The organism is Devosia sp. SL43 (assembly GCF_021729885.1).
In the GTDB taxonomy this organism is placed as follows: domain Bacteria; phylum Pseudomonadota; class Alphaproteobacteria; order Rhizobiales; family Devosiaceae; genus Devosia.
On the sequence record NZ_CP063401.1, the window covers coordinates 2262449 to 2281087 of the forward strand.

Here is an 18639-nt window from a genome sequence, read left to right on the forward strand (position 1 = left end):
TGCTGTCCACCTGTGTGTCCACCTTTGGCGGTGCAACTGCATGCTGATCTTTGATACAACATGACACGGAACACAACAAGAACGAAATAGATCTCGTGCGGGTTTGCCGGCGAGCCGACACCGGGTGATAGCTGTTGATGTTCGTTTCTTGTGCCGGCGGGGGGCACCAATTATCCGTACAGTTCCGCGCCTTCACGCAGCCCGCAACGTTCCGGCTGTTGCCGCCTGCTTGGCGTGATTTGCTCCATGTGGACGTCCGGACTTGAGACAGTCGGCGCCAGATTGGCAGCCGTACGAGCACCCTTTCACCGGACCACCTCCCGACGCTGGCCGGGTATGCATCACGACATGGCCGTTAACTGTGTTCCTTACCCCGACGTTAATTTTTTGAGTCGCATTTTGCGCTGAAATTCGACCCCAAAGACTTTGCCGATGAGGTTACATTATGAAGCGCCAGGCTTTTTCACTCACCGCTTTCCTGCTGCTGACTGCCACCGCCAGCGCCGCCGATCTTGGCTGGAACGCTGGCGCCGACCCGATCTATTCGCCCACCTCGGCTTCCAGTTGGTCCGGCTTTTATGCTGGCGTCAGCGGCGGCTATGGCTGGGGTACGCTGACCCGCGAACCGGCCGGCGGCGGTGCCGAGACACAGAACAACACGAGCGGCTGGAACCTGGGTGGCCAGGCTGGCTACAACCTCGATCTGGGCGGCTTCGTGGTCGGCGCCGAGGCCGACCTGCAATGGTCCAACCTTGGCTATAGCGAAGACATTCCGGGCGTCGGCAGCTTCAAGACCGGCATCGACTTTTTCGGCACGGTCCGGGGCCGCGCTGGCATGAGCTTCGGCTCAGTCATGCCCTATATCACGGGCGGTTTCGCCGCGGGTCGCGGCACCGCCAGCCTCACCGATCCGGGCAATGTGGTCACCAGCCAATCGGCCACCCATATGGGCTGGACGGTCGGCGGCGGTCTCGAGGCCAAGGCCACCGAGAACATCACCTTCAAGGCTGAATACCTCTATGTCGACCTCGGCACCCAGCCCTACAACGGCCTGCCAGCCGCCGTGGGCAACCTCGACGTCACCCAGCGCTTCAGCGTCATCCGCGGCGGCGTGAACTACAAGTTCTAGATCGTCCCAACGGCCGCGAAAAATCTGGGCTTCGAATCGCCGCCGATAGGCGAGACCAAGACGCTCGATCTCGTGTGCGCGCCTAGACCCCGGGCCCTATTGCGCATTTCCGCTGGTAACCAGAGCCTCGCGCAGCGGCAGGTTGCTGGTGTTGCGGAGGTCGAGGTCCGCCTCGATGTGATCGATATGGGTCAACAACAGCCTGCCAGCGCCTTCGCCGTCGTGCTGTTCCAGGGCCGCCAGGATGCTGGCATGGTCACCATGGCCGCAACTTGACGCGCCGGAGCGGCCATAGAGCGCGATCACCAGGGATGAGCGGGCGACCAGCTCTTCCATGAAGCGCAACAGAATGGTGTTTCCCGCAACCCTTGCAAGCAGCAGGTGGAAATCGCCCGAGGCATGAATTTCGGCGCGCCGCGCGGTGGGGCCGCGCTGGCTCAGCAATTCGCTTTCGTGGTGCAGCCGTTCGCGAAAGGCCGCCACTTCGATGGTGGTTATGCGTTCGGCGGCGGCGATGGCCAGTCCCGGTTCGATCAGTCGTCGAGATGCAAACACCTGGCGGGCTTCGTCGGGCGTCGGATTGGCCACGAACGCGCCGCGGTTGCGTTCGGCCTTGACCAGCCCTTCGAAGGCGAGCGCCTGCAGGGCGGCGCGAACGACCGTTCGGCTGACGTCGAAGAGTGTTCCGACTTCGGCTTCGTTGAGTTTGGTGCCCGGCGCCAGCCGACGATCGACAATTGCGTCGCGCAGATGATCGCGGATCCTCATGGCACGATCCTCGGCTACGAGGGGTCCGGCGAAGGTCTGGTTGGGAAGCGTCATGTCATCAGTCATAGGGACAATCGTGTCGCTGCGAAAGCGTCAAGTCGCATACAGTCACCACGAAGATTGCATACAATTTCGGCGCACGATGCGAACATGTGCCCATTAATCAGGCAGCGTCTTGGATTGCTCATAAAGCGGACAATGCCAGATTGACCGAGATTTCACGCTATAACAACAAGTTAATGACCTAGCCTCGAGCTGGCACGGCAGATGCATAGTCATGTCCCGACAATCGGGGATGCTGGATGTCCAAAGCTGCCGAGATCGACATCGCTTCCGTTTCCAAAATCTATGGGAAAACGACGGCCGTCGATGCCATCAGCCTCAAGATTCCAGCGGGGAGCTACTGCTGCCTGCTCGGGCCATCGGGTTGTGGCAAGACCTCCACCTTGCGCATGATCGCCGGGCACGAAAGCGTCTCGATCGGCGATATCGTCCTGGGTGGCGAGGTGGTGACCAACCTGCCACCGGCCAAGCGCGGCACGGCCATGATGTTCCAGTCCTACGCGCTGTTTCCGCACCTCGACCTCGTCGACAACGTCGCCTTCAGCCTCAAGATGAGCGGCGTTGACAAGGACACGCGACGAGCGCGCGCGCTCGACATGCTCAAGCTGATGCAGATGGAGGCTTACGCTACCCGCAAGCCGGCGCAACTATCGGGCGGCCAGCAACAGCGCGTGGCGCTGGCCCGCGCCTTGATCACCGATCCGGAAGCGCTGCTGTTGGACGAGCCGCTCTCGGCGCTCGATCCATTTCTCAAGATCCGCATGCGGGCCGAACTGAAGAAGCTGCAGAAGCAGTTGGGCATTACCTTCGTGCATGTGACCCATAGCCAGGAAGAGGCCATGGCCCTGGCCGACATCATCGTGGTGATGAGCGACGGTCGCATTGAGCAGGCTGCCAGCCCGCGCGATGTGTTCGAGCGCCCGGCAACGGCCTTCGTGGCGCGGTTCATGGGCGACCACAACGTCATCGCTGGCAAGGTCGTGGGTTCCTCCAACGGCCTCGTCACCTTCGAGGTCGTGGGCGGCGGCACCTTTTCTGCCTCCGGCGAGCCGCGGCCTGCCGGCAGTGGAGTCGACGCCGCCATCCGCACCGATCACGTCAAGATCGGCGAAAGCCCAGTTAAGGGCCTCGGCTTCACCGGCATCGTCTCCAACCTCGAATATCGCGGCGGCACCATCAAGCTCACCATCGACGGTGCCGGCATTTCCGAATTCACCGCCATCATCACCGACACCGCCTTCTACGCGACCCCGGTCGCGGTGGGCGATGCGGTGCCCCTCCATTGGGATGCCCAGGACGCGATCATCCTCGGCACGCTCAATTCCTAAATCAAAGCCAACAACAGGGACGTAAGGCAATGACAGAGACCACCAAGAAATCCGGCATTTCCCGCCGCAACCTGCTCAAGACCGGCGCAGCCGCTGCAGCTGGCGCCGCCCTCGGCACCGGTGTCATAACCGGCTTCCCGACCATCTGGGCGCAGAACCCAATCACGCTGCGCCAGTTCGGCACCGGCGTGTCCAACCTCAACGCCATTGCTGAAAAGTGCAAGGAAGACCTCGGCATCACGCTCGAGATGACGGCGACCGATTCGGACGCAGCCGCCCAGCGCGCCGTGACCCAGCCTGACAGCTATGACATTGCCGATATCGAATACTGGATCCTCAAGAAGGTGTTCCCGACAGGCGTGATCCAGCCGATGGATACGTCCAAGCTGACCTATTACGACAAGATCGTGCCGCTGTTCAAAACCGGCAAGCTGCTGCCCGATAGTGTCATCGCGCAGGGCACCGCGCCGCACACCGTGGGCTTTGTCGAAGCGCCCGGCGACAAGACCTTCGCCGCCGGCGAGACCGGCTGGTTCACGATGGTCCCGACCATCTACAACGCCGACACCCTCGGCATCCGTCCCGACCTGGTGGGTCGCGAGATCTCGACCTGGGCCGATATCATGGACCCGGCCTTCAAGGGCAAGACAGCCATCATCAACGTGCCCTCGATCGGCATCATGGATGCGGCCATGATCATGGAAGCCATGGGCAACATCACCTATGGCGACAAGGGCAACATGACGACGGCCGAGATCGATGCGACCATCGATTTCCTGATCAAGGCCAAGCAGGACGGCCAGTTCCGCGCCTTCTGGAAGAGCTTCGACGAGAGCGTGAACCTGATGAGCTCGGGTGAAGTGGTGATCCAGTCCATGTGGTCGCCGGCCGTCGCGGCAGTGCGCTCCAAGGGCATCGCCTGCAAGTATCAGCCGCTCAAGGAAGGCTACCGCTCGTGGGGCGGCGGCCTCGGCCTTGCCGCACACCTGCAGGGCGCACAGCTGGACGCAGCATACGAATACATCAACTGGTACACGTCCGGCTGGGTCGGCGGATATCTCAACCGCCAGGGCTATTACTCGGCGGCGATGGAAACGGCCAAGGAACACATGTCGGCCGACGAATGGGGCTACTGGATCGAAGGCAAGGCGGCCACGGGCGACATCCTCGCCCCCGATGGCACCGTGATGGAAAAGGCTGGCGCCATCCGTGACGGCGGCTCGTTCGAAGAGCGCATGGGCAAGGTCGCCTGCTGGAACTCGGTAATGGACGAAGACCGCTACATGGTCCGCCGCTGGAACGAGTTCATCGCAGCTTAATGATTGCGAGGGGGCCGGCAAGGCCCCCTCATCCGGCGCTGCGCGCCACCTTCTCCCACGAGGGGAGAAGGGTCTGACTGTGAGCTCTCGGATGGTCCCCTTCTCCCCTTGTGGGAGAAGGTGCCCGAAGGGCGGATGAGGGGTCTACGATGTCGGGGACAGTCCAATGAACAACCTGCTCGCACGCGCCACGCCTTATATCCAGGCGACACCGCTGCTGCTGATCCTCGGCTTCTTCCTCGCCATCCCCATCCTGCTGCTGCTGGTCGTCAGTTTCTGGGACTACGACTTTGCCGGCATGTACCCCGATTTCATGACCCTGAACTATGCCGAGACGCTTGGGAGCTGGGTCACCTGGAAGACTTACGGCAACACCCTGAAATTTGCGGCCATCGTCTGGGTTATCACGGCATTCGTCGGCTTCTGGGTCGCCTATTTCCTGGCCTTCCATGTGCGCAGCGCCACCTCGCAGATGGTGCTGTTTCTTGTCTGCACCGTGCCGTTCCTCACCTCCAACATCATCCGCATGATTTCCTGGATCCCGGTGCTCGGCCGCAATGGTCTGATCAACTCGGGTCTGGTTGGCGCAGGGGTGATCGATCAGCCCATCGAATGGCTTCTCTATTCCGATTTCGCCGTGATTCTGGCCATGGTGCACCTCTACACCCTGTTCATGGTGACGCCGATCTTCAACACCATGATGCGCATCGACAAGTCGCTGGTCGAAGCCGCACGCGATGGCGGCGCAGCAGACTGGCAGATCATCTGGAACGTCATCCTGCCGCTGGCCAAGCCGGGCATCGCCATCGGTACAATCTTCGTGGTGACGCTGGTTATGGCGGACTTCTCGACTGTCCAGGTCATGAGCGGGGGTCAATCCGCCTCGGTCGCACTAATGATGCGTAACCAGATGAGCCTGCTGCAATATCCGGCCGCTGCCGCCAACGCCGTCGTCCTGCTGGTGCTGGTCCTGTTCATGGTCGCGGGCATTCTCCGCATCGTCGATATCCGTAAGGAGCTCTGAGATGGGCAGCGAGAAACGCACCGCCGGGTTCTACGTGCTGGCAGCCTTCTTCGTGCTGTTCGTGCTGTTCCTTTATGGCCCGCTGTCGGCGGTGTTCATCCTCAGCTTTCAGGGGCCGCAGGGTGGTCTGACCTTTCCGCTCAATGGCGTTTCGGTGCGCTGGTTCCAGAACCTGTTCGAAACCCAGGCGGTGGGGAACTTCGGCGCCAGCTTTGGCCGGTCGCTGGTGCTGGGGCTGATGGTCATGGGCGCGACGGTGTTGGTATCGCTGCTGGCCGGACTGGCCTTCCGGCGCAAGTTCATCGGTGCATCGCCGCTGTTCTACCTGACGGTCGCAAGCCTCGTGGTCCCGTCGATCATCGTCTCGCTCGGTATCGGCGTGCTGTTCCAGCAGATCGGCATCCAGCCCAACTGGTTCAGCTCCGGTTTCGGCGCTCATCTGACATGGACGCTGCCCTTTGGCGTCTTGATCATGTTCGCGGTGTTCAACCGCTTCTCGCCCTCCTACGAGGAAGCGGCGCGCGACCTTGGCGCCAGTTCCTGGCAGACCTTCTATCATGTGGTGCTGCCGATGATCGCCCCGAGCCTGATTGGCGTGGGCCTGTTTGGGTTCTCGCTGAGCTATGATGAGTTTGCGCGCACGCTGATGACCTCGGGCAGCTCCAATACGCTGCCGCTCGAAATCTACGGCATGACCACCAATGTGACGACTCCGGTGCTCTATGCGCTGGGGACGGTGACGACGGTGTTCTCGTTCCTCGTCATCCTGGTCACACTGGGCATCATTCTCTGGGTCAACCGGCGTCGGGCGACCGCATGACCCGCATCGCTGTCATCAATCCCAATACGACTGCCAGCATGACCGTGACCATCGCGCACGCCGCGCGACTGGTGGCGGCGCCGAACACGGAGATCGTCCCCGTCACTTCGAGCATGGGTCCAGCCTCCATTGAGGGCTATTACGACGAAGCGTTTGCCCTGCCCGGCCTGCTGCGTGAAATCGGCAAGGCTGAGCGTGAAGGCGCGCAGGCGGCGGTGATCGCCTGCTTCGACGATACAGGCCTCGACGCTGCCCGGGCCATGGCGCGCATGCCGGTGATCGGCATCTGTGAGGCTGCCCTGATGACCGCAGCCCTGATCGCCAAGCGCTTCACCGTAGTCACCACCATGGAGCGCTCGCGCGTGCCGGTCGAGGAACTGGCCCATCGCTACGGCATGGCCGGGCGGGCCCGCATTCGTGCCGCCAACATCGCCGTGCTGTCGCTGGAAGATCCCAATTCTGGCGCACGCGACCGGCTGCGCAACGAGATCGTTCGCGCCCTTGCTGAAGACAATGCCGAGGCTATCGTGCTGGGCTGCGCCGGCATGGCCGATCTGGCCCATACACTCAGCCGCGAGTTCGGCCTGCCTGTCATTGATGGCGTGGGTGCTGCGGTGAAACAGGCCGAGGCGCTGGTGGCTCTGGGTCTTTCGACCAGCAAGCGGGGCGCCTATGCCGCGCCCCTGGCCAAGCGTTATGACGGTGCGCTCGCCGAATACGCCCCGGCATGAACCGCACCATCCGGAGGCTGAATCTGGCTGAAATCCAGACGCTGCTGGATTGGGCGGCGGCCGAGGGTTGGAACCCGGGCCTGGATGATGCGCTGCCTTTCCAGGCCGCCGATCCCGATGGCTTTCTTGGTGCCTTTGTCGACCAGCAAATGGTCGCCGGGATTTCTGCTGTCGCCTACGACGACCACTTCGGCTACATCGGCCTCTATATTTGTCACCCCGACTGGCGTGGGCAGGGACATGGCAAGGCCGTGTGGGACGCTGCCATGGCCTATCTCGGCGACCGCACCATCGGCCTCGACGGCGTAAAGGAGCAGCAGGCCAATTACGCAAGGATGGGCTTCGTGCCTGCCCACGAAACCATTCGCATGAGTGGAACTTTGGCTGACAAATCCGCAGGCGACCAAATGCTGGCGGTTGGATATCTCGACGACCTAAGGACCCTTGACCGGCAGTGCTTCCCCGCTTCGCGCCAGGCCTTCCTGCGACACTGGCTGGCCCCTCCCCGCATCAGCCTTGTTCACCGGACAGGTGGCGCAATCGACGGCTATGCCGTGTCCCGCAGCTGCAGGGACGGCTCAAAAATTGGCCCGCTTTTCGCCACCACGATTGATGCCGCCGCAGACATTCTGGCCACCCGATCCGGCCTCATCCACCTGGACGTCCCCGCCGAACAGACGGCGTGGCTGCAGGTCCTGTCCCGCCTTGGCTTTGTTGGCGGGTTCACGACCCGTCGCATGTATCGGGGCAAGCCACCGACCTTGCCCATGCACAGGATCTTCGGGGTCACCAGCCTCGAACTCGGCTAGCCGTTGACCCCTCGAGGCTGCGGGTCTCGTTCGCTCAGAGCTGTCCCGTTAGGCCACCTTGGCGATCAGGGCCTTGAGCTGGTCGCGCTCGTCGGCGGAGAGATCGATGAGGGGTGGGCGCACCGGACCGGTCTGGCGACCGCGCGCTGCGACGCCCGCCTTGATGATGGAAACGGCGTAGCCCTTGCGGCGATTGCGCAGCTCGACCAACGGAAAGAAGAAGTCCTTTAGGAGCCGGTCGGTGGTCGGCTTGTCGCCCGCGCGCAGCGCCGCATAGAAGCTCTGCGCTAGTTCGGGCACGAAGTTGAACACGGCCGAGGAATAGGTGGTGACGCCGGCGGAGAAATAGGCCTGGGCATAGAGCTCATGCGTCGGCATGCCGCCAATATAGACCATGCGGTCGGCCAGCTTGGTGGTGATCTCGATCACGCGATCGACCTCGCCATGGCCGTCCTTGAAGCCGATCAGGTTGGGGCACAGGTCGGCCAGCCGCTGGATGCTGTCGGCCGTCAGGATACAGTTGTCGCGGTTGTAGACGACGACACCGATGCCGACCGCATCGCACACTGCTTTGACATGGGCGACCAGGCCATCCTGCTCGGCAAACATCAGATAGGGCGGCAGCAAGAGGATGCCATCAGCACCGGTCGCCTCGGCGGCCCTGGCCATCTCGACGGCCATGGCCGTGCCATAGGCCGCGCCGCCAACGATGGGCGTGCGGCCGGCAGAGGCTTTTGCCACCTTGGTGACATGTGCCACTTCCTGGGGTGTCAGCGAGAATATCTCACCCGTGCCGCCGGGCGCGAACAGCACCGCGGCACCAAAGCCATCGAGCCAGTCGATATGGGCGCGATAGGCATCCTCGTCGAATGTCAGGTCAGCCTGGAAGGTGGTGACGGGAAACGAAAGCAGTCCGCTGCCAAGCGCGACCTTGAGCTCATTGGGGGTCATATAAACGAGTCCTGAGGCAAGATTAGTAGGTGTCGAGAGCCTGAAGCAGTGCGGCCGTGTAGCCGTAGCAGAAAGCGAAAGCCACGCCCTGTGGGTCACGGCCGGCAATGGCGGGTACGTGATCGGGCATGATCATGTATTTGTAGCCGATCTCTTTGTAGACCTTGAGCGAGGCGGCCATGTCCATGTCGCCTTCATCGGGAAAGGTCTCCATGAAGGAGAGCTTGCGACCGCGAATGTTGCGGAAGTGCAGATTGAATATCTTGTCGCGGCTACCGAACCAGCGGATTACGTCAGCAATCTCTTCCCGCGGATTGTCCAGCATTTCGCCGACCGTGCCCTGACAGAAATTGAGCCCGTGATAGGGGCTCTCGTGCATCTGCACGAATTTCTTGAGGCCGTCGACGGTCCCGAGTACGCGGGTGACACCTTTGTAGCCGGGCGGCGTATAGGGATCGTGCGGATGGCAGGCGAGGCGGACCTTGTTGCTTTCGGCAACGGGAACGACGCGCTCAAGGAAGTAATCGATCCGCTCCCAGTTCTCCTCTTCCGACAGCACCCCGGCCAGGCCAGGAGCCGCATTCTGATCGGTCTTGTCCCAGCGGAACGAGGCATTGAGCGAGCCACCGCGGCCCCGCTCGTCAGGGGTGCGCGGAATGCCGATGAGGTTGAGATTGTACTTGGCCGCAGGGATGCCGGCGGACGCACAATTCTCGATCAGGTGGCAGATGGCGTCGATCTGGCGATCCCGATCAGGGCCGGCAAGCAGGATATCGGGATAGGTCGCATTCTCGATCGGATTGGACGGCAGGGGGAGCTGGATCATATCGAGGATCAGGTCGAAGCTTTCGACCTTCTCGCGCAGGGCCTTGAGATCGTCCAGGGTCCAGGTGCCCAGCCTGGTGAAAGGGTCCTGACAGATATGCCTGATGCCAAGCTGCGCCCAAACCCGGTAGTCGTCGTCCTCGCGGGCCTGAAGTTGCGTCCCTACATACATGTCAGTCTCCTGGATCGAGGTATGACATAATATGAATTTTCACCTATGTCGACCCCGTCTTAACGAGCCAGACGCCGGTATCGCTTCTGACTGCTGGTCAAATGGTCGCGCATCGCGGCGCGGGCGGCCTCTGGATCCTGGTCAGAAATGGCCTCCAGAATGGCCTCGTGCTCGTTCAGGACCTTGGTCAGGTAGTCGCTGCCTTCGGCGTCCGGCAGCGTCGGAAACTGACTGCGCGGGATCGAGCGAGAGCCAAATCGATGCAGCGCATCGATGAAATGGCGATTGTTTGCCGCCCTCGCAATAGCTTCGTGAAAGGCGAAATCGGCATCGATCGTGGCCTCGCGAGCGGCAATGCGTGCCGCCAGAGTCTGGTTGGCAAGACGGATATCGGCCTCTTGCTGTGCCGAACGCCTATAGGCGGCGATGGCCGCAGCCTCGGTTTCCACTGCGATTCTAAATTCAATCATTTCAAGAGTTTGCGGGATACTTTGGACTTCGGTCGGGGTGAGTAAAGCACTAGCCGGGGAGTCGGTCACGAACATGCCCTTGCCCTGGATCGGCGTTACCAATCCCGCCGCGCGCAGATCGGCAATAGCCTCACGGACCACCGTCCGGCTGACGTCGAACTGAGCTTCCAGCTGCGGCTCGGTGGGCAACCGGTCGCCAATGCTCAGTGCTCCGGTTTGAATCTGCCGCTTCAGTTCGTCAATCACGGCCTGGGCCAGGCGCTCCCGGCGCCGGGTTGGCATAGTTTCCATTGCTGCTTTCTCCCCCAATCGCTCACCAGGTCGACGCTATTGCCTTCAACGTCAAAAGGCCATATTCATATTACGACATACCAACGACATCCTATGTCTGCTATGGTATCGTGTGGAGGAGTTTAGATGAAGCATATTTCCAGGCGCCTTATGGCGGGCGCTGCACTTATCGCCATGATCGCGGTTGCACCGGGCGCTTACGCTGCCACGCCGAACGACCAGCTCATCATCGGGACGTCGCTGGCGCAGGTGCTCTCGCTCGACCCGCAACAAGGTACCGAGGTCAAGACCCAGGAAATCCTGGCCAACACCTATGACCGCCTGATCGCCTTCAACCCCGAGACCAGCGTATTGCATGGTGAACTGGCCGAGAGCTGGGATATTGACCAGACCGGCATCACCTTCCATCTGCGCGACGCCAAATTTGCCTCGGGCAATCCCGTGACCGCCGCAGATGCCGTGTTCTCGCTCGTGCGCCTGTTCAAGATGGACCAGTCCGCCGCTGCCGGCCTCAAGACCTTTGGCTTTAACGCCGACAATGCCGAAACGCTGATCACGGCCGTCGACGACAAGACCCTGCGCGTCGAATTTGCCGATCCCGTCATCCCCGATGCCCTGCTCTACCGCCTTGCCAACGGCGTCGGCAGCGTGGTCGACAGCGTCGAGGTGCTCAAGCACGTCGTCAATAGTGACTATGGCAACGAGTGGCTGCGTACCAACACTGCCGGCTCCGGCCCGTTCGTGCTGAACCGCTGGTCGCCCAACGAAATCGTGCTGCTCGAGGCCAATCCAAATTTCTGGGGCACGGCCCCGTCCATGGCCCGCGTGGTCTTCCGCCATGTGCCAGAGAGCCAGGCCGCGCGCCTGATGCTCGAACGCGGCGACATCGACATTGCCAACGCCCTGACGGCACCCGATGTGCGCTTCTTTGAAGGCACCGAAGGCTTCAATATCGACCAGGCCAAGACCGGCGGCTTCTATGCCCTGGCCATGAATGCCGGCCGCGAGCCGCTCGACAACCCCAAGGTGCGCGAGATCATCGCGGCCTATGGCATCGACTTTGCCGGCATTGCCGAGACGATCGTCGGCCCCTATGGCCGCGTACGCAACGTGCCGGTCCCGGAAGACCGCGAGGGCGCAATTGCCAATCCGGACTGGTCGTTCCGGCCCGAAGAGGCAAAGCGTCTGCTGGCGGAGGCGGGCTATCCCGACGGCTTCTCGCTGACCATCAAGACCATTGCCCAGCCACCGCGTGTCGACATGGCCACGGCCATCCAGGCCAATCTGGCCGAAATCGGCATTACGGCCAGTGTCATCCAGGGCAATGGCGCCGATATCGTCGCTCAGCACCGTGCCCGCGATTTCGACCTGCTCATTCCGCAGACATCCGCGGCAGATCCGACCGCGCTGGGTTCGCTGGATAATTTCACCAACAACCCGGACAACTCGCTCGAAGCCAACAATGCCGGCAACTTCGTCTGGCGTTCCGATTGGGACATCCCTGCGTTGAACGACCTGCGCGTTGCGGCCAATGCCGAGCTCGATGCGACCAAGCGCGCCGCGATGGTGACCCAGCTGCAGGAAGAGTTCGTTGCGTCCAGTCCGGGTGTTTTCCCGATGTTCGAGCGATTCGAACCGGTGGTGATCAGTGCCCGGGTACAGAGTTACGACGCCCATCCCTGGGGCCTGACGCGACTGGAAACCGTCACCAAGGGCGACGCAAACTAAGCTCGGACGGCCGATCATGAAGGAATTCACTTTCACAGAACTGGGCAAGCGTGTGGGGCAGTTGCTCGTCAGCTTGTTCCTGCTGCTTGTCGTTACCTTCGTGATCGGCCGCGTATTGCCGACCGATCCGGTGGGCGCCATCGTCGGTGAACTTGCCGATCCCGCGACCTACGCGGCCATGCGGCAGCGCCTTGGCCTGGATCTGCCGCTCTATCAGCAGTTCTTCGTCTATCTGGGGTCGCTGCTGCAAGGCGATCTGGGCACGGCGATTCTCACCGGCAATCCGGTGCTGCTCGACCTGGGCCGGGCCTTCCCGGCCACACTGGAACTGGCAACGCTTGCCATCATCCTGTCGACCGCCATCGGTGTGCCGCTGGGCATGACCGCCGCTTTCTTCCGCGACAGCTGGTTCGACCAGTTTGCCCGCGTCATCTCGCTGATCGGTCACTCCATCCCGGTCTTCTGGTTCGGCATTGTGGGCCTCGTCATCTTCTACGCGACGCTGCAATGGGTCGGCGGACCGGGTCGCATCGATATATATCTCGAGGGCCTGGTCGAACCCCGGACCGGCCTGTTGCTGATCGACAGCCTGTTGGCTGGCGACACCGAGGTGTTCTGGAATGCGGTCAACCACGTCATCTTGCCGGCCTGTATCCTGGCCTATTCGGCCATGGCCTACATCACCCGAATGACGCGCAGCTTCACCCTTGAACAGCTGAACCAGGATTATGTGATCGCCGCCCGCGCCAAGGGTGCCTCAAACTGGCGGATCGTCACAGGGCACCTGCTGCCCAATATCGCCGTGCAATTGGTGACGGTGCTGGCCATTTCCTATGGTGGGCTGCTCGAAGGCGCCGTCGTCACCGAGGTAGTGTTTTCCTGGCCCGGCATCGGCCAGTACATGACCAATGCGCTGATGATTGGCGACATGAACGCCGTGGTTGCCGGCACGCTCATCATTGGCCTGATCTTTATGATCCTCAATTTTATCTCCGATCTGGCCTACATCGTGCTCGATCCACGCACCCGTGAGGTGACTGTATGAACACGACCAGTGCTGTGCCGCAGCCGGGCAAGTCGACCCTCGTTCTCACACGCCTGACGCGCAGCTTCAGCAATGCGCTTGGCAAGCTGTCGCGCGAGCCAGTGGGCCTGTTCGGTGTTCTCGTGCTGACCATCCTGGTCGTGGTGGCGATCCTCGCCCCATGGATCGCGCCCTATAGCCCCACCGTGCAGAACCTGCCCAATGCGCTGCAGGCGCCAAGTTGGCAACACTGGGCCGGCACCGACGAATTCGGCCGCGATATCCTTTCGCGCCTCATCTATGGCACCCGCATCACCATCCAGACCGTGCTGTCGGTGTCCTTCATCGTGGGCCCCGCCGGCATGATAATCGGCATCGTCGCCGGCTTTGTGGGCGGGCGCACCGATGCCATCCTGATGCGCTTCACCGATATCGTGCTGTCGTTTCCCTCGCTGATCCTGGCTCTGGCCTTTGCCGCTGCGCTGGGTGCCGGGCTTGAGACGGCCATCATCGCAATCTCGCTCACCGGGTGGCCGCCGATCGCCCGGCTCGCCCGCGCGGAAACGCTGATCGTGCGCAATACCGACTATGTCGCAGCTGCCCGCCTCTATGGCGCCTCGCCGCTGCGGCTGCTGCTGCTCTACATCGCGCCAATGTGCATACCCTCGGTGGTTGTGCGCCTGACGCTCAACATGGCCGGCATCATCCTCACCGCGGCCTCGCTGGGGTTTCTCGGCCTGGGTGCACAGCCACCGGCACCGGAATGGGGCGCAATGATTTCGAGCGGCCGCCAGTTCATGCTCGATAACTGGTGGGTCGCCGTCATGCCCGGCATCGCCATCCTCCTGACCAGCCTTGCCTTCAACCTCGTCGGCGATGCGCTACGCGACGTTCTGGATCCCCGCCATGTCCGCTCCTGATTCCGTGCTCCGCGTGCGCGACCTGTCGGTTCGCTTCGGTCGCTCCGGCGTCCGCGCTGTCGACAGGGTCAGTTTCGACCTTGGCACCGAACGCCTCGGCATTGTGGGCGAGTCCGGATCGGGGAAATCCACCCTGGGCCGCGCCATCATGCGACTGCTGCCTGCGGTCGCCCATGTCGAGGCCGAACAACTCGACTTCGACGGCGTGCCCTTGCTGGCACGCTCCGAGCGCGACATGCGCGGACTGCGGGGCAACCGCATGGCACTGATCATGCAGGACCCGCGCTATTCGCTGAACCCGGTTCTACCCGTGGGCAAGCAGGTGGCCGAAGCCGCTCTGCTGCACCAGCGCATCGGCAAGCGCGAGGCCCAGATCAAGGCGGCCGACATGCTGGCACGGGTCCGCATCGCTGATGTCGAGCGCGTCATGGGCCTCTATCCGCACCAGATTTCCGGCGGCATGGGGCAGCGCGTCATGATCGCCATGATGCTGCTGGCCAGGCCACGCCTGGTGGTGGCGGACGAGCCGACCTCGGCGCTCGACGTCAGCGTGCGCGGCGATGTGCTGAAGCTGCTCGACGAGTTGGTGCGCGAGAACAATTCCGGTCTCATGCTGATCAGCCACGACATCCGCATGGTCGCCGCCTTCTGCCAGCGCATCCTGGTGATGTACAAGGGCAAGGTGGTCGAGACACTGACACGGCTCGAAGATGCTCAGCATCCTTATACGCGCGGGCTAGTTGCCGCCATGCCCGATCCGCGCAACCCGGTACGCCGACTGCAGACCTTGGATCGCCGCACCATCGACGCCCTGGAGACTCCGGCATGATTACGGTCAGCAACCTGTCGGTTTCGTTCGGCCGCGGCGATGCCCGCCGGCAGGTGGTCAAGGGCGTGTCCTTCTCCGTCGCCAAAGGCGAGACTCTGGGCATTGTCGGTGAATCGGGATGTGGCAAGTCGACCGTCCTGCGCTCGCTGGCCGGGCTGGACCGCCATTGGGACGGCGAGATTGGCCTGGCGGGCCAACCGGTAGATCGCGATCGCACACGCGACCAGCTGCTGTTGGCACAAATGGTCTTCCAGGACCCGTATGGCTCGATCCATCCCCGCCATCGGATCGCCCGCGTCTTGGCCGAGCCCCCGCGCGCCATGAAGACCGGCGATGGCTGGAGCGGCGTCGGGCCAGCGCTCGAGCTTGTCGGTCTGCCCGCCGCATTTGCCGAGCGATTCCCGCACGAGCTATCCGGCGGACAGCGTCAACGTGTGGCCATTGCCCGGGCCCTGACGCTTCAGCCGCAAATCCTGTTGCTGGACGAGCCCACTTCGGCTCTGGATGTGTCGGTTCAAGCCGAAGTTTTGAACCTACTGTCAGACCTGCGCGAGCAACGAAACCTGACCTATGTACTGGTCAGCCACGACCTCGCCGTCATCGCCCATATGTGCGACCGCGTGCTGGTGATGAAGGATGGGGTATTCGTCGACGAGCTGGACAGGTTGGCGCTGCAGACCGGCCGCACCAATCACGACTATTCGCGTCAGCTCTTCGAAGCGAGCTTCGTATAGGCGAAAAACCTGGCTTGGCACCTGCCGGCAACGACCCCATGGGCAGGCGCCGCACTATCCGCTATCAACTGAGGACAGATGATGGCGGAGGCAGGCATGGTGGGGATTGCGCGCACCGGAACGGCGGGGTGGGTCTATGAGCCCTGGCGCGGTGTGTTTTTTCCCGAGGGCCTGGTGCAGAAAAAGGAGCTGGCCTATGCCAGCTCGCGCCTCGGTACGATCGAGATCAATGCCACCTTCCGCGCTAACCAGAAGCCGGAAAGCTTTGCCAAATGGGCCGGCGAGGCCCGTACCGGCTTCGTCTTCTCGATCAAGGGTCCGCAGTTGGTCACCCATATCAAGCGGCTCAAGAACTGCGAACAGGAGCTGGCCAACTTCTTTGCCTCGGGCCCATTGGCGTTGGGTGCCAAACTCGGGCCGTTCGTGTGGCAGCTGCCGCCCAATACCAGCTACAACAGGGATGTGCTGAGCGCCTTCCTGGCGCTGCTGCCCAAGACGACGGCGGACTATGTGGCGCTTGCTGGCAAGGCCGACGAGCGGCTGAAGTCCACGCCCTATCTCGCCACTAACGGCGTCGGCGCGATCCGGCACGCCATCGAAATGCGCAATGCCAGTTTCGATGTGCCTGAGGTCAATGCGCTGCTTGCCGAGCACAATGTTGCCCGCGTCATCGCCGACACCGCCGAAAACCCGGCACGCGCGCTGACAGCCGACTTCGCATATTGCCGCCTGCAAGGGCCTGCTCGCGGTGACGCCGAGGGCTACAAAGCGGCCGATATCGCTGACTGGGCCGGTACCGTCAAAGCCTGGACCGATGCAGGCAAGGACGTCTTTGCCTACTTCGTGCACGAGGACAAACTGCACGCCCCGGCCAATGCCATCGCCTTGCGCCAGGCGCTCGGCATTGCCTTGCCCGACGACTGATCACAAGCCTGTTTCCCGCTGGAAATCGCCGCAATCGCGGTCTATCCACCCATCACTTCAGCGTCACCGAAAGTCCCCAGCATGGCCGCATCGATCCTCCACCCGCTCGACAAGAAATCGGCGGGGCTCGCTTTTGTGCTCGGACTGGCGACCATCCTCGGCGCCCTGGGATCGCAGGTGTTTGGCGGGCTGCAGCCCTGCGAGCTCTGCCTCGAACAGCGCCTGGCTTACTACTACGGCCTGCCCATTCTGCTGGTGGTCCTGATCACCTGGAACCGTCTGCCGCTGGCGGTCTGGTATATCGCCATGGCCATCGTGACCGCCATCTTCGTCTGGGGCACCTATATGGGCGCCTTCCATGCCGGCGTCGAATGGGGCTTCTGGCCGGGCCCCACCGCCTGCACCGGCGTTGGCGGCGGGATGAACTTCGACGACCTCAACAACCTCACCCCCGTCATCGGCTGCGACGTGGTGCAGTTCAGGTTCCTGGGCATTTCGCTGGCGGGGTATAACGCGCTGGTGTCGCTGGCGATCGTGGTGCTGCTGGGGGTGTCGATCCTGGCGCAGATGGGGCGGGGCAAGCGGGGCTAATTCAGCCAAGCACCGTACTAAGGTCCATCGCATTCGATACGACACGCAGAACTTGGATAGTGTCAGCATCGATGCGGTAGATAATGGAATAGCGGCCGTGGACACGCCGACGCAGGGCGCTTGTCTCAAATCCGGGCAGCAACGGAAAGCGCAGAGGCCGATCCGCTAGGCCGTTGCAGGCCTCTTGCAGTTCATCCGCAAAGCTGAGAGCCCGATCCGGGTTGTCCTCCGCAATGTAAAGCGCAATATCAAGCAAGTCAGCTTCGGCAAATGCTGAAAGCGCGACTGCATTACGACGCCTTGGACGCTTTTCGCGCGGCAACCTCTGCTATCCGGTCTCTGATGCGATCGAACACCTCATCGGCCGGAGACACGCGGCCTGCTGCAATATCATCCATACCGGCTTGTAGCTTGGCCTCAAGTGCCTTGAACTGCGCCTCGCGCTCCTGAACCAGCCGGACGCCTTCGCGCAACACTTCGCTCTTGGAATTGTAGCGGCCGTTCTCGACGAGATCCGCTACGACCTTTTCTAGATTTTCACCCAGTTCCGCGCTGATGGCCATGGCCGTGCTCCCAGAGGACAATCCAATAATAGTTATTGGCCACCCCTTCGGCAAGTCCTACGGCTCCAGCTCGATGTCCCAGTACAAATAATCCAGCCAGCTCTGGTGCAGGTGGTTGGGGGGGAAGGCGCGGCCGTTATTGTGCAGGTCATGCACCGTCGGATGATAGGGCGCCTGGTGCGGGAACATGCGGATTTCGCTCGGCATCCGGTTGGCCTTGCGCAGGTTGCATGGCGCGCAGGCCGCGACGACGTTTTCCCAGGTGGTCTGACCACCCTTGGAGCGGGGAATGACGTGGTCGAAGGTCAGATCGTCCTTGCTGCCGCAATACTGGCACTGGAAGCGGTCGCGCAGGAACACGTTGAAGCGGGTAAAGGCGGGATGCCGCGCCGGCTTCACATAGTCCTTGAGCGAGACCACGCTGGGCAGCTTCATCTCGAAGCTGGGCGAGTGGATGACCGTGTCATATTGCGAGACAATGTTCACCCGATCCAGGCACACCGCCTTGATCGCATCCTGCCAAGACCAGAGCGACAGAGGGTAATAGCTGAGCGGCCTGAAATCGGCGTTCAGCACAAGCGCGGGACAGGCCTCAGGCGACACGTGGATGGTCACTTGAGTCTCCC

At 62.2% G+C, this 18639-nt stretch carries 21 protein-coding genes; 14 read left to right on the forward strand and 7 right to left on the reverse strand.

What is annotated here, in order from left to right:
• Positions 1–445: 445 nt before the first annotated feature.
• Positions 446–1129, forward strand: a complete 684-nt coding sequence (locus IM737_RS11035) for an outer membrane protein (protein ID WP_236893937.1) — start codon at positions 446–448, stop codon at positions 1127–1129.
• Between the two features lie 96 nt (positions 1130–1225).
• Here the strand turns inward: IM737_RS11035 and IM737_RS11040 are convergent, their stop codons facing one another.
• Positions 1226–1951: a GntR family transcriptional regulator gene (locus IM737_RS11040; protein WP_442874202.1), complete on the reverse strand. Its 726-nt coding sequence runs from the start codon at positions 1949–1951 to the stop codon at positions 1226–1228.
• 248 nt (positions 1952–2199) lie between these two features.
• Between IM737_RS11040 and IM737_RS11045 the strand changes: the two genes are divergently transcribed.
• The 6 genes from IM737_RS11045 to IM737_RS11070 all read left to right on the forward strand — a co-directional run bounded on the left by IM737_RS11045 (position 2200) and on the right by IM737_RS11070 (position 7991).
• Positions 2200–3288, forward strand: a complete 1089-nt coding sequence (locus IM737_RS11045; RefSeq protein ID WP_236893939.1) for an ABC transporter ATP-binding protein — start codon at positions 2200–2202, stop codon at positions 3286–3288.
• Positions 3289–3317: 29 nt separating this feature from the next.
• Entirely contained in the window at positions 3318–4607 is a 1290-nt protein-coding gene (locus tag IM737_RS11050) for an ABC transporter substrate-binding protein (protein WP_236893940.1), read from the forward strand.
• Between the two features lie 166 nt (positions 4608–4773).
• Positions 4774–5631, forward strand: a complete 858-nt coding sequence (locus tag IM737_RS11055) for an ABC transporter permease (RefSeq protein ID WP_236893941.1) — start codon at positions 4774–4776, stop codon at positions 5629–5631.
• Between the two features lies 1 nt (position 5632).
• Positions 5633–6451, forward strand: coding sequence for an ABC transporter permease (locus IM737_RS11060; RefSeq protein ID WP_236893942.1), 819 nt, complete (start codon positions 5633–5635; stop codon positions 6449–6451).
• The gene (locus IM737_RS11065; protein ID WP_236893943.1) at positions 6448–7182 is read left to right on the forward strand and encodes an aspartate/glutamate racemase family protein; all 735 of its coding nucleotides are present in this window, start codon (positions 6448–6450) and stop codon (positions 7180–7182) included. The genes IM737_RS11060 and IM737_RS11065 overlap by 4 nt, the downstream gene beginning before the upstream one ends.
• Complete coding sequence (locus IM737_RS11070) at positions 7179–7991, forward strand: GNAT family N-acetyltransferase (RefSeq protein WP_236893944.1); 813 nt, start codon at positions 7179–7181, stop codon at positions 7989–7991. Before IM737_RS11065 ends, IM737_RS11070 begins: the two co-directional genes overlap by 4 nt.
• Positions 7992–8039: 48 nt before the next feature.
• On the opposite strand, the gene kdgD is transcribed toward IM737_RS11070, so the two are convergent.
• The 3 genes from kdgD to IM737_RS11085 are packed head-to-tail and all read right to left on the reverse strand — an operon-like array spanning position 8040 to position 10700.
• Positions 8040–8942: a 5-dehydro-4-deoxyglucarate dehydratase gene (kdgD, locus tag IM737_RS11075; RefSeq protein WP_236893945.1), complete on the reverse strand. Its 903-nt coding sequence runs from the start codon at positions 8940–8942 to the stop codon at positions 8040–8042.
• A gap of 22 nt (positions 8943–8964) precedes the next feature.
• Positions 8965–9939, reverse strand: coding sequence for a mannonate dehydratase (locus IM737_RS11080; protein ID WP_236893946.1), 975 nt, complete (start codon positions 9937–9939; stop codon positions 8965–8967).
• Between the two features lie 59 nt (positions 9940–9998).
• On the reverse strand, positions 9999–10700 hold the full coding sequence (locus IM737_RS11085) for a FadR/GntR family transcriptional regulator (RefSeq protein WP_236893947.1): 702 nt from the start codon (positions 10698–10700) through the stop codon (positions 9999–10001).
• 126 nt (positions 10701–10826) lie between these two features.
• On the opposite strand from IM737_RS11085, the gene IM737_RS11090 reads away from it, so the two are divergent.
• The 7 genes from IM737_RS11090 (at position 10827) to IM737_RS11120 (ending at position 17450) form a co-directional block, all read left to right on the forward strand.
• Positions 10827–12428: an ABC transporter substrate-binding protein gene (locus IM737_RS11090; RefSeq protein WP_236893948.1), complete on the forward strand. Its 1602-nt coding sequence runs from the start codon at positions 10827–10829 to the stop codon at positions 12426–12428.
• Between the two features lie 16 nt (positions 12429–12444).
• Complete coding sequence (locus tag IM737_RS11095; protein WP_236893949.1) at positions 12445–13473, forward strand: ABC transporter permease; 1029 nt, start codon at positions 12445–12447, stop codon at positions 13471–13473.
• On the forward strand, positions 13470–14372 hold the full coding sequence (locus IM737_RS11100) for an ABC transporter permease (RefSeq protein ID WP_236893950.1): 903 nt from the start codon (positions 13470–13472) through the stop codon (positions 14370–14372). The genes IM737_RS11095 and IM737_RS11100 overlap by 4 nt, the downstream gene beginning before the upstream one ends.
• Entirely contained in the window at positions 14359–15201 is an 843-nt protein-coding gene (locus tag IM737_RS11105) for an ABC transporter ATP-binding protein (protein WP_236893951.1), read from the forward strand. Before IM737_RS11100 ends, IM737_RS11105 begins: the two co-directional genes overlap by 14 nt.
• Positions 15198–15935, forward strand: coding sequence for an ABC transporter ATP-binding protein (locus IM737_RS11110; protein WP_236893952.1), 738 nt, complete (start codon positions 15198–15200; stop codon positions 15933–15935). The genes IM737_RS11105 and IM737_RS11110 overlap by 4 nt, the downstream gene beginning before the upstream one ends.
• Before the next feature lie 96 nt (positions 15936–16031).
• Positions 16032–16859: a DUF72 domain-containing protein gene (locus IM737_RS11115; RefSeq protein ID WP_236893953.1), complete on the forward strand. Its 828-nt coding sequence runs from the start codon at positions 16032–16034 to the stop codon at positions 16857–16859.
• Positions 16860–16940: 81 nt separating this feature from the next.
• Positions 16941–17450, forward strand: a complete 510-nt coding sequence (locus tag IM737_RS11120) for a disulfide bond formation protein B (RefSeq protein WP_236893954.1) — start codon at positions 16941–16943, stop codon at positions 17448–17450.
• Position 17451: 1 nt separating this feature from the next.
• On the opposite strand, the gene IM737_RS11125 is transcribed toward IM737_RS11120, so the two are convergent.
• Genes IM737_RS11125 through IM737_RS11135 form a run of 3 tightly spaced genes read right to left on the reverse strand, consistent with a single transcriptional unit; the run spans position 17452 to position 18628 of the window.
• Positions 17452–17772: a type II toxin-antitoxin system RelE/ParE family toxin gene (locus tag IM737_RS11125; RefSeq protein WP_236893955.1), complete on the reverse strand. Its 321-nt coding sequence runs from the start codon at positions 17770–17772 to the stop codon at positions 17452–17454.
• Complete coding sequence (locus IM737_RS11130; RefSeq protein ID WP_236893956.1) at positions 17741–18013, reverse strand: type II toxin-antitoxin system ParD family antitoxin; 273 nt, start codon at positions 18011–18013, stop codon at positions 17741–17743. Before IM737_RS11130 ends, IM737_RS11125 begins: the two co-directional genes overlap by 32 nt.
• A 57-nt stretch (positions 18014–18070) precedes the next feature.
• Positions 18071–18628 (reverse strand): HNH endonuclease, encoded by a 558-nt coding sequence (locus IM737_RS11135; protein WP_236893957.1) that lies wholly within the window; start codon positions 18626–18628, stop codon positions 18071–18073.
• Between the last annotated feature and the right edge of the window lie 11 nt (positions 18629–18639).

Bases quoted from the DNA above. Each gene is read 5' to 3' on its own strand.
- IM737_RS11035 (WP_236893937.1), top strand. From the start codon at position 446: ATGAAGCGCCAGGCTTTTTCACTCACCGCTTTCCTGCTGCTGACTGCC.
- IM737_RS11040 (WP_442874202.1), bottom strand. From the start codon at position 1,951: ATGACGCTTCCCAACCAGACCTTCGCCGGACCCCTCGTAGCCGAGGAT.
- IM737_RS11045 (WP_236893939.1), top strand. From the start codon at position 2,200: ATGTCCAAAGCTGCCGAGATCGACATCGCTTCCGTTTCCAAAATCTAT.
- IM737_RS11050 (WP_236893940.1), top strand. From the start codon at position 3,318: ATGACAGAGACCACCAAGAAATCCGGCATTTCCCGCCGCAACCTGCTC.
- IM737_RS11055 (WP_236893941.1), top strand. From the start codon at position 4,774: ATGAACAACCTGCTCGCACGCGCCACGCCTTATATCCAGGCGACACCG.
- IM737_RS11060 (WP_236893942.1), top strand. From the start codon at position 5,633: ATGGGCAGCGAGAAACGCACCGCCGGGTTCTACGTGCTGGCAGCCTTC.
- IM737_RS11065 (WP_236893943.1), top strand. From the start codon at position 6,448: ATGACCCGCATCGCTGTCATCAATCCCAATACGACTGCCAGCATGACC.
- IM737_RS11070 (WP_236893944.1), top strand. From the start codon at position 7,179: ATGAACCGCACCATCCGGAGGCTGAATCTGGCTGAAATCCAGACGCTG.
- kdgD (WP_236893945.1), bottom strand. From the start codon at position 8,942: ATGACCCCCAATGAGCTCAAGGTCGCGCTTGGCAGCGGACTGCTTTCG.
- IM737_RS11080 (WP_236893946.1), bottom strand. From the start codon at position 9,939: ATGTATGTAGGGACGCAACTTCAGGCCCGCGAGGACGACGACTACCGG.
- IM737_RS11085 (WP_236893947.1), bottom strand. From the start codon at position 10,700: ATGGAAACTATGCCAACCCGGCGCCGGGAGCGCCTGGCCCAGGCCGTG.
- IM737_RS11090 (WP_236893948.1), top strand. From the start codon at position 10,827: ATGAAGCATATTTCCAGGCGCCTTATGGCGGGCGCTGCACTTATCGCC.
- IM737_RS11095 (WP_236893949.1), top strand. From the start codon at position 12,445: ATGAAGGAATTCACTTTCACAGAACTGGGCAAGCGTGTGGGGCAGTTG.
- IM737_RS11100 (WP_236893950.1), top strand. From the start codon at position 13,470: ATGAACACGACCAGTGCTGTGCCGCAGCCGGGCAAGTCGACCCTCGTT.
- IM737_RS11105 (WP_236893951.1), top strand. From the start codon at position 14,359: ATGTCCGCTCCTGATTCCGTGCTCCGCGTGCGCGACCTGTCGGTTCGC.
- IM737_RS11110 (WP_236893952.1), top strand. From the start codon at position 15,198: ATGATTACGGTCAGCAACCTGTCGGTTTCGTTCGGCCGCGGCGATGCC.
- IM737_RS11115 (WP_236893953.1), top strand. From the start codon at position 16,032: ATGGTGGGGATTGCGCGCACCGGAACGGCGGGGTGGGTCTATGAGCCC.
- IM737_RS11120 (WP_236893954.1), top strand. From the start codon at position 16,941: ATGGCCGCATCGATCCTCCACCCGCTCGACAAGAAATCGGCGGGGCTC.
- IM737_RS11130 (WP_236893956.1), bottom strand. From the start codon at position 18,013: ATGGCCATCAGCGCGGAACTGGGTGAAAATCTAGAAAAGGTCGTAGCG.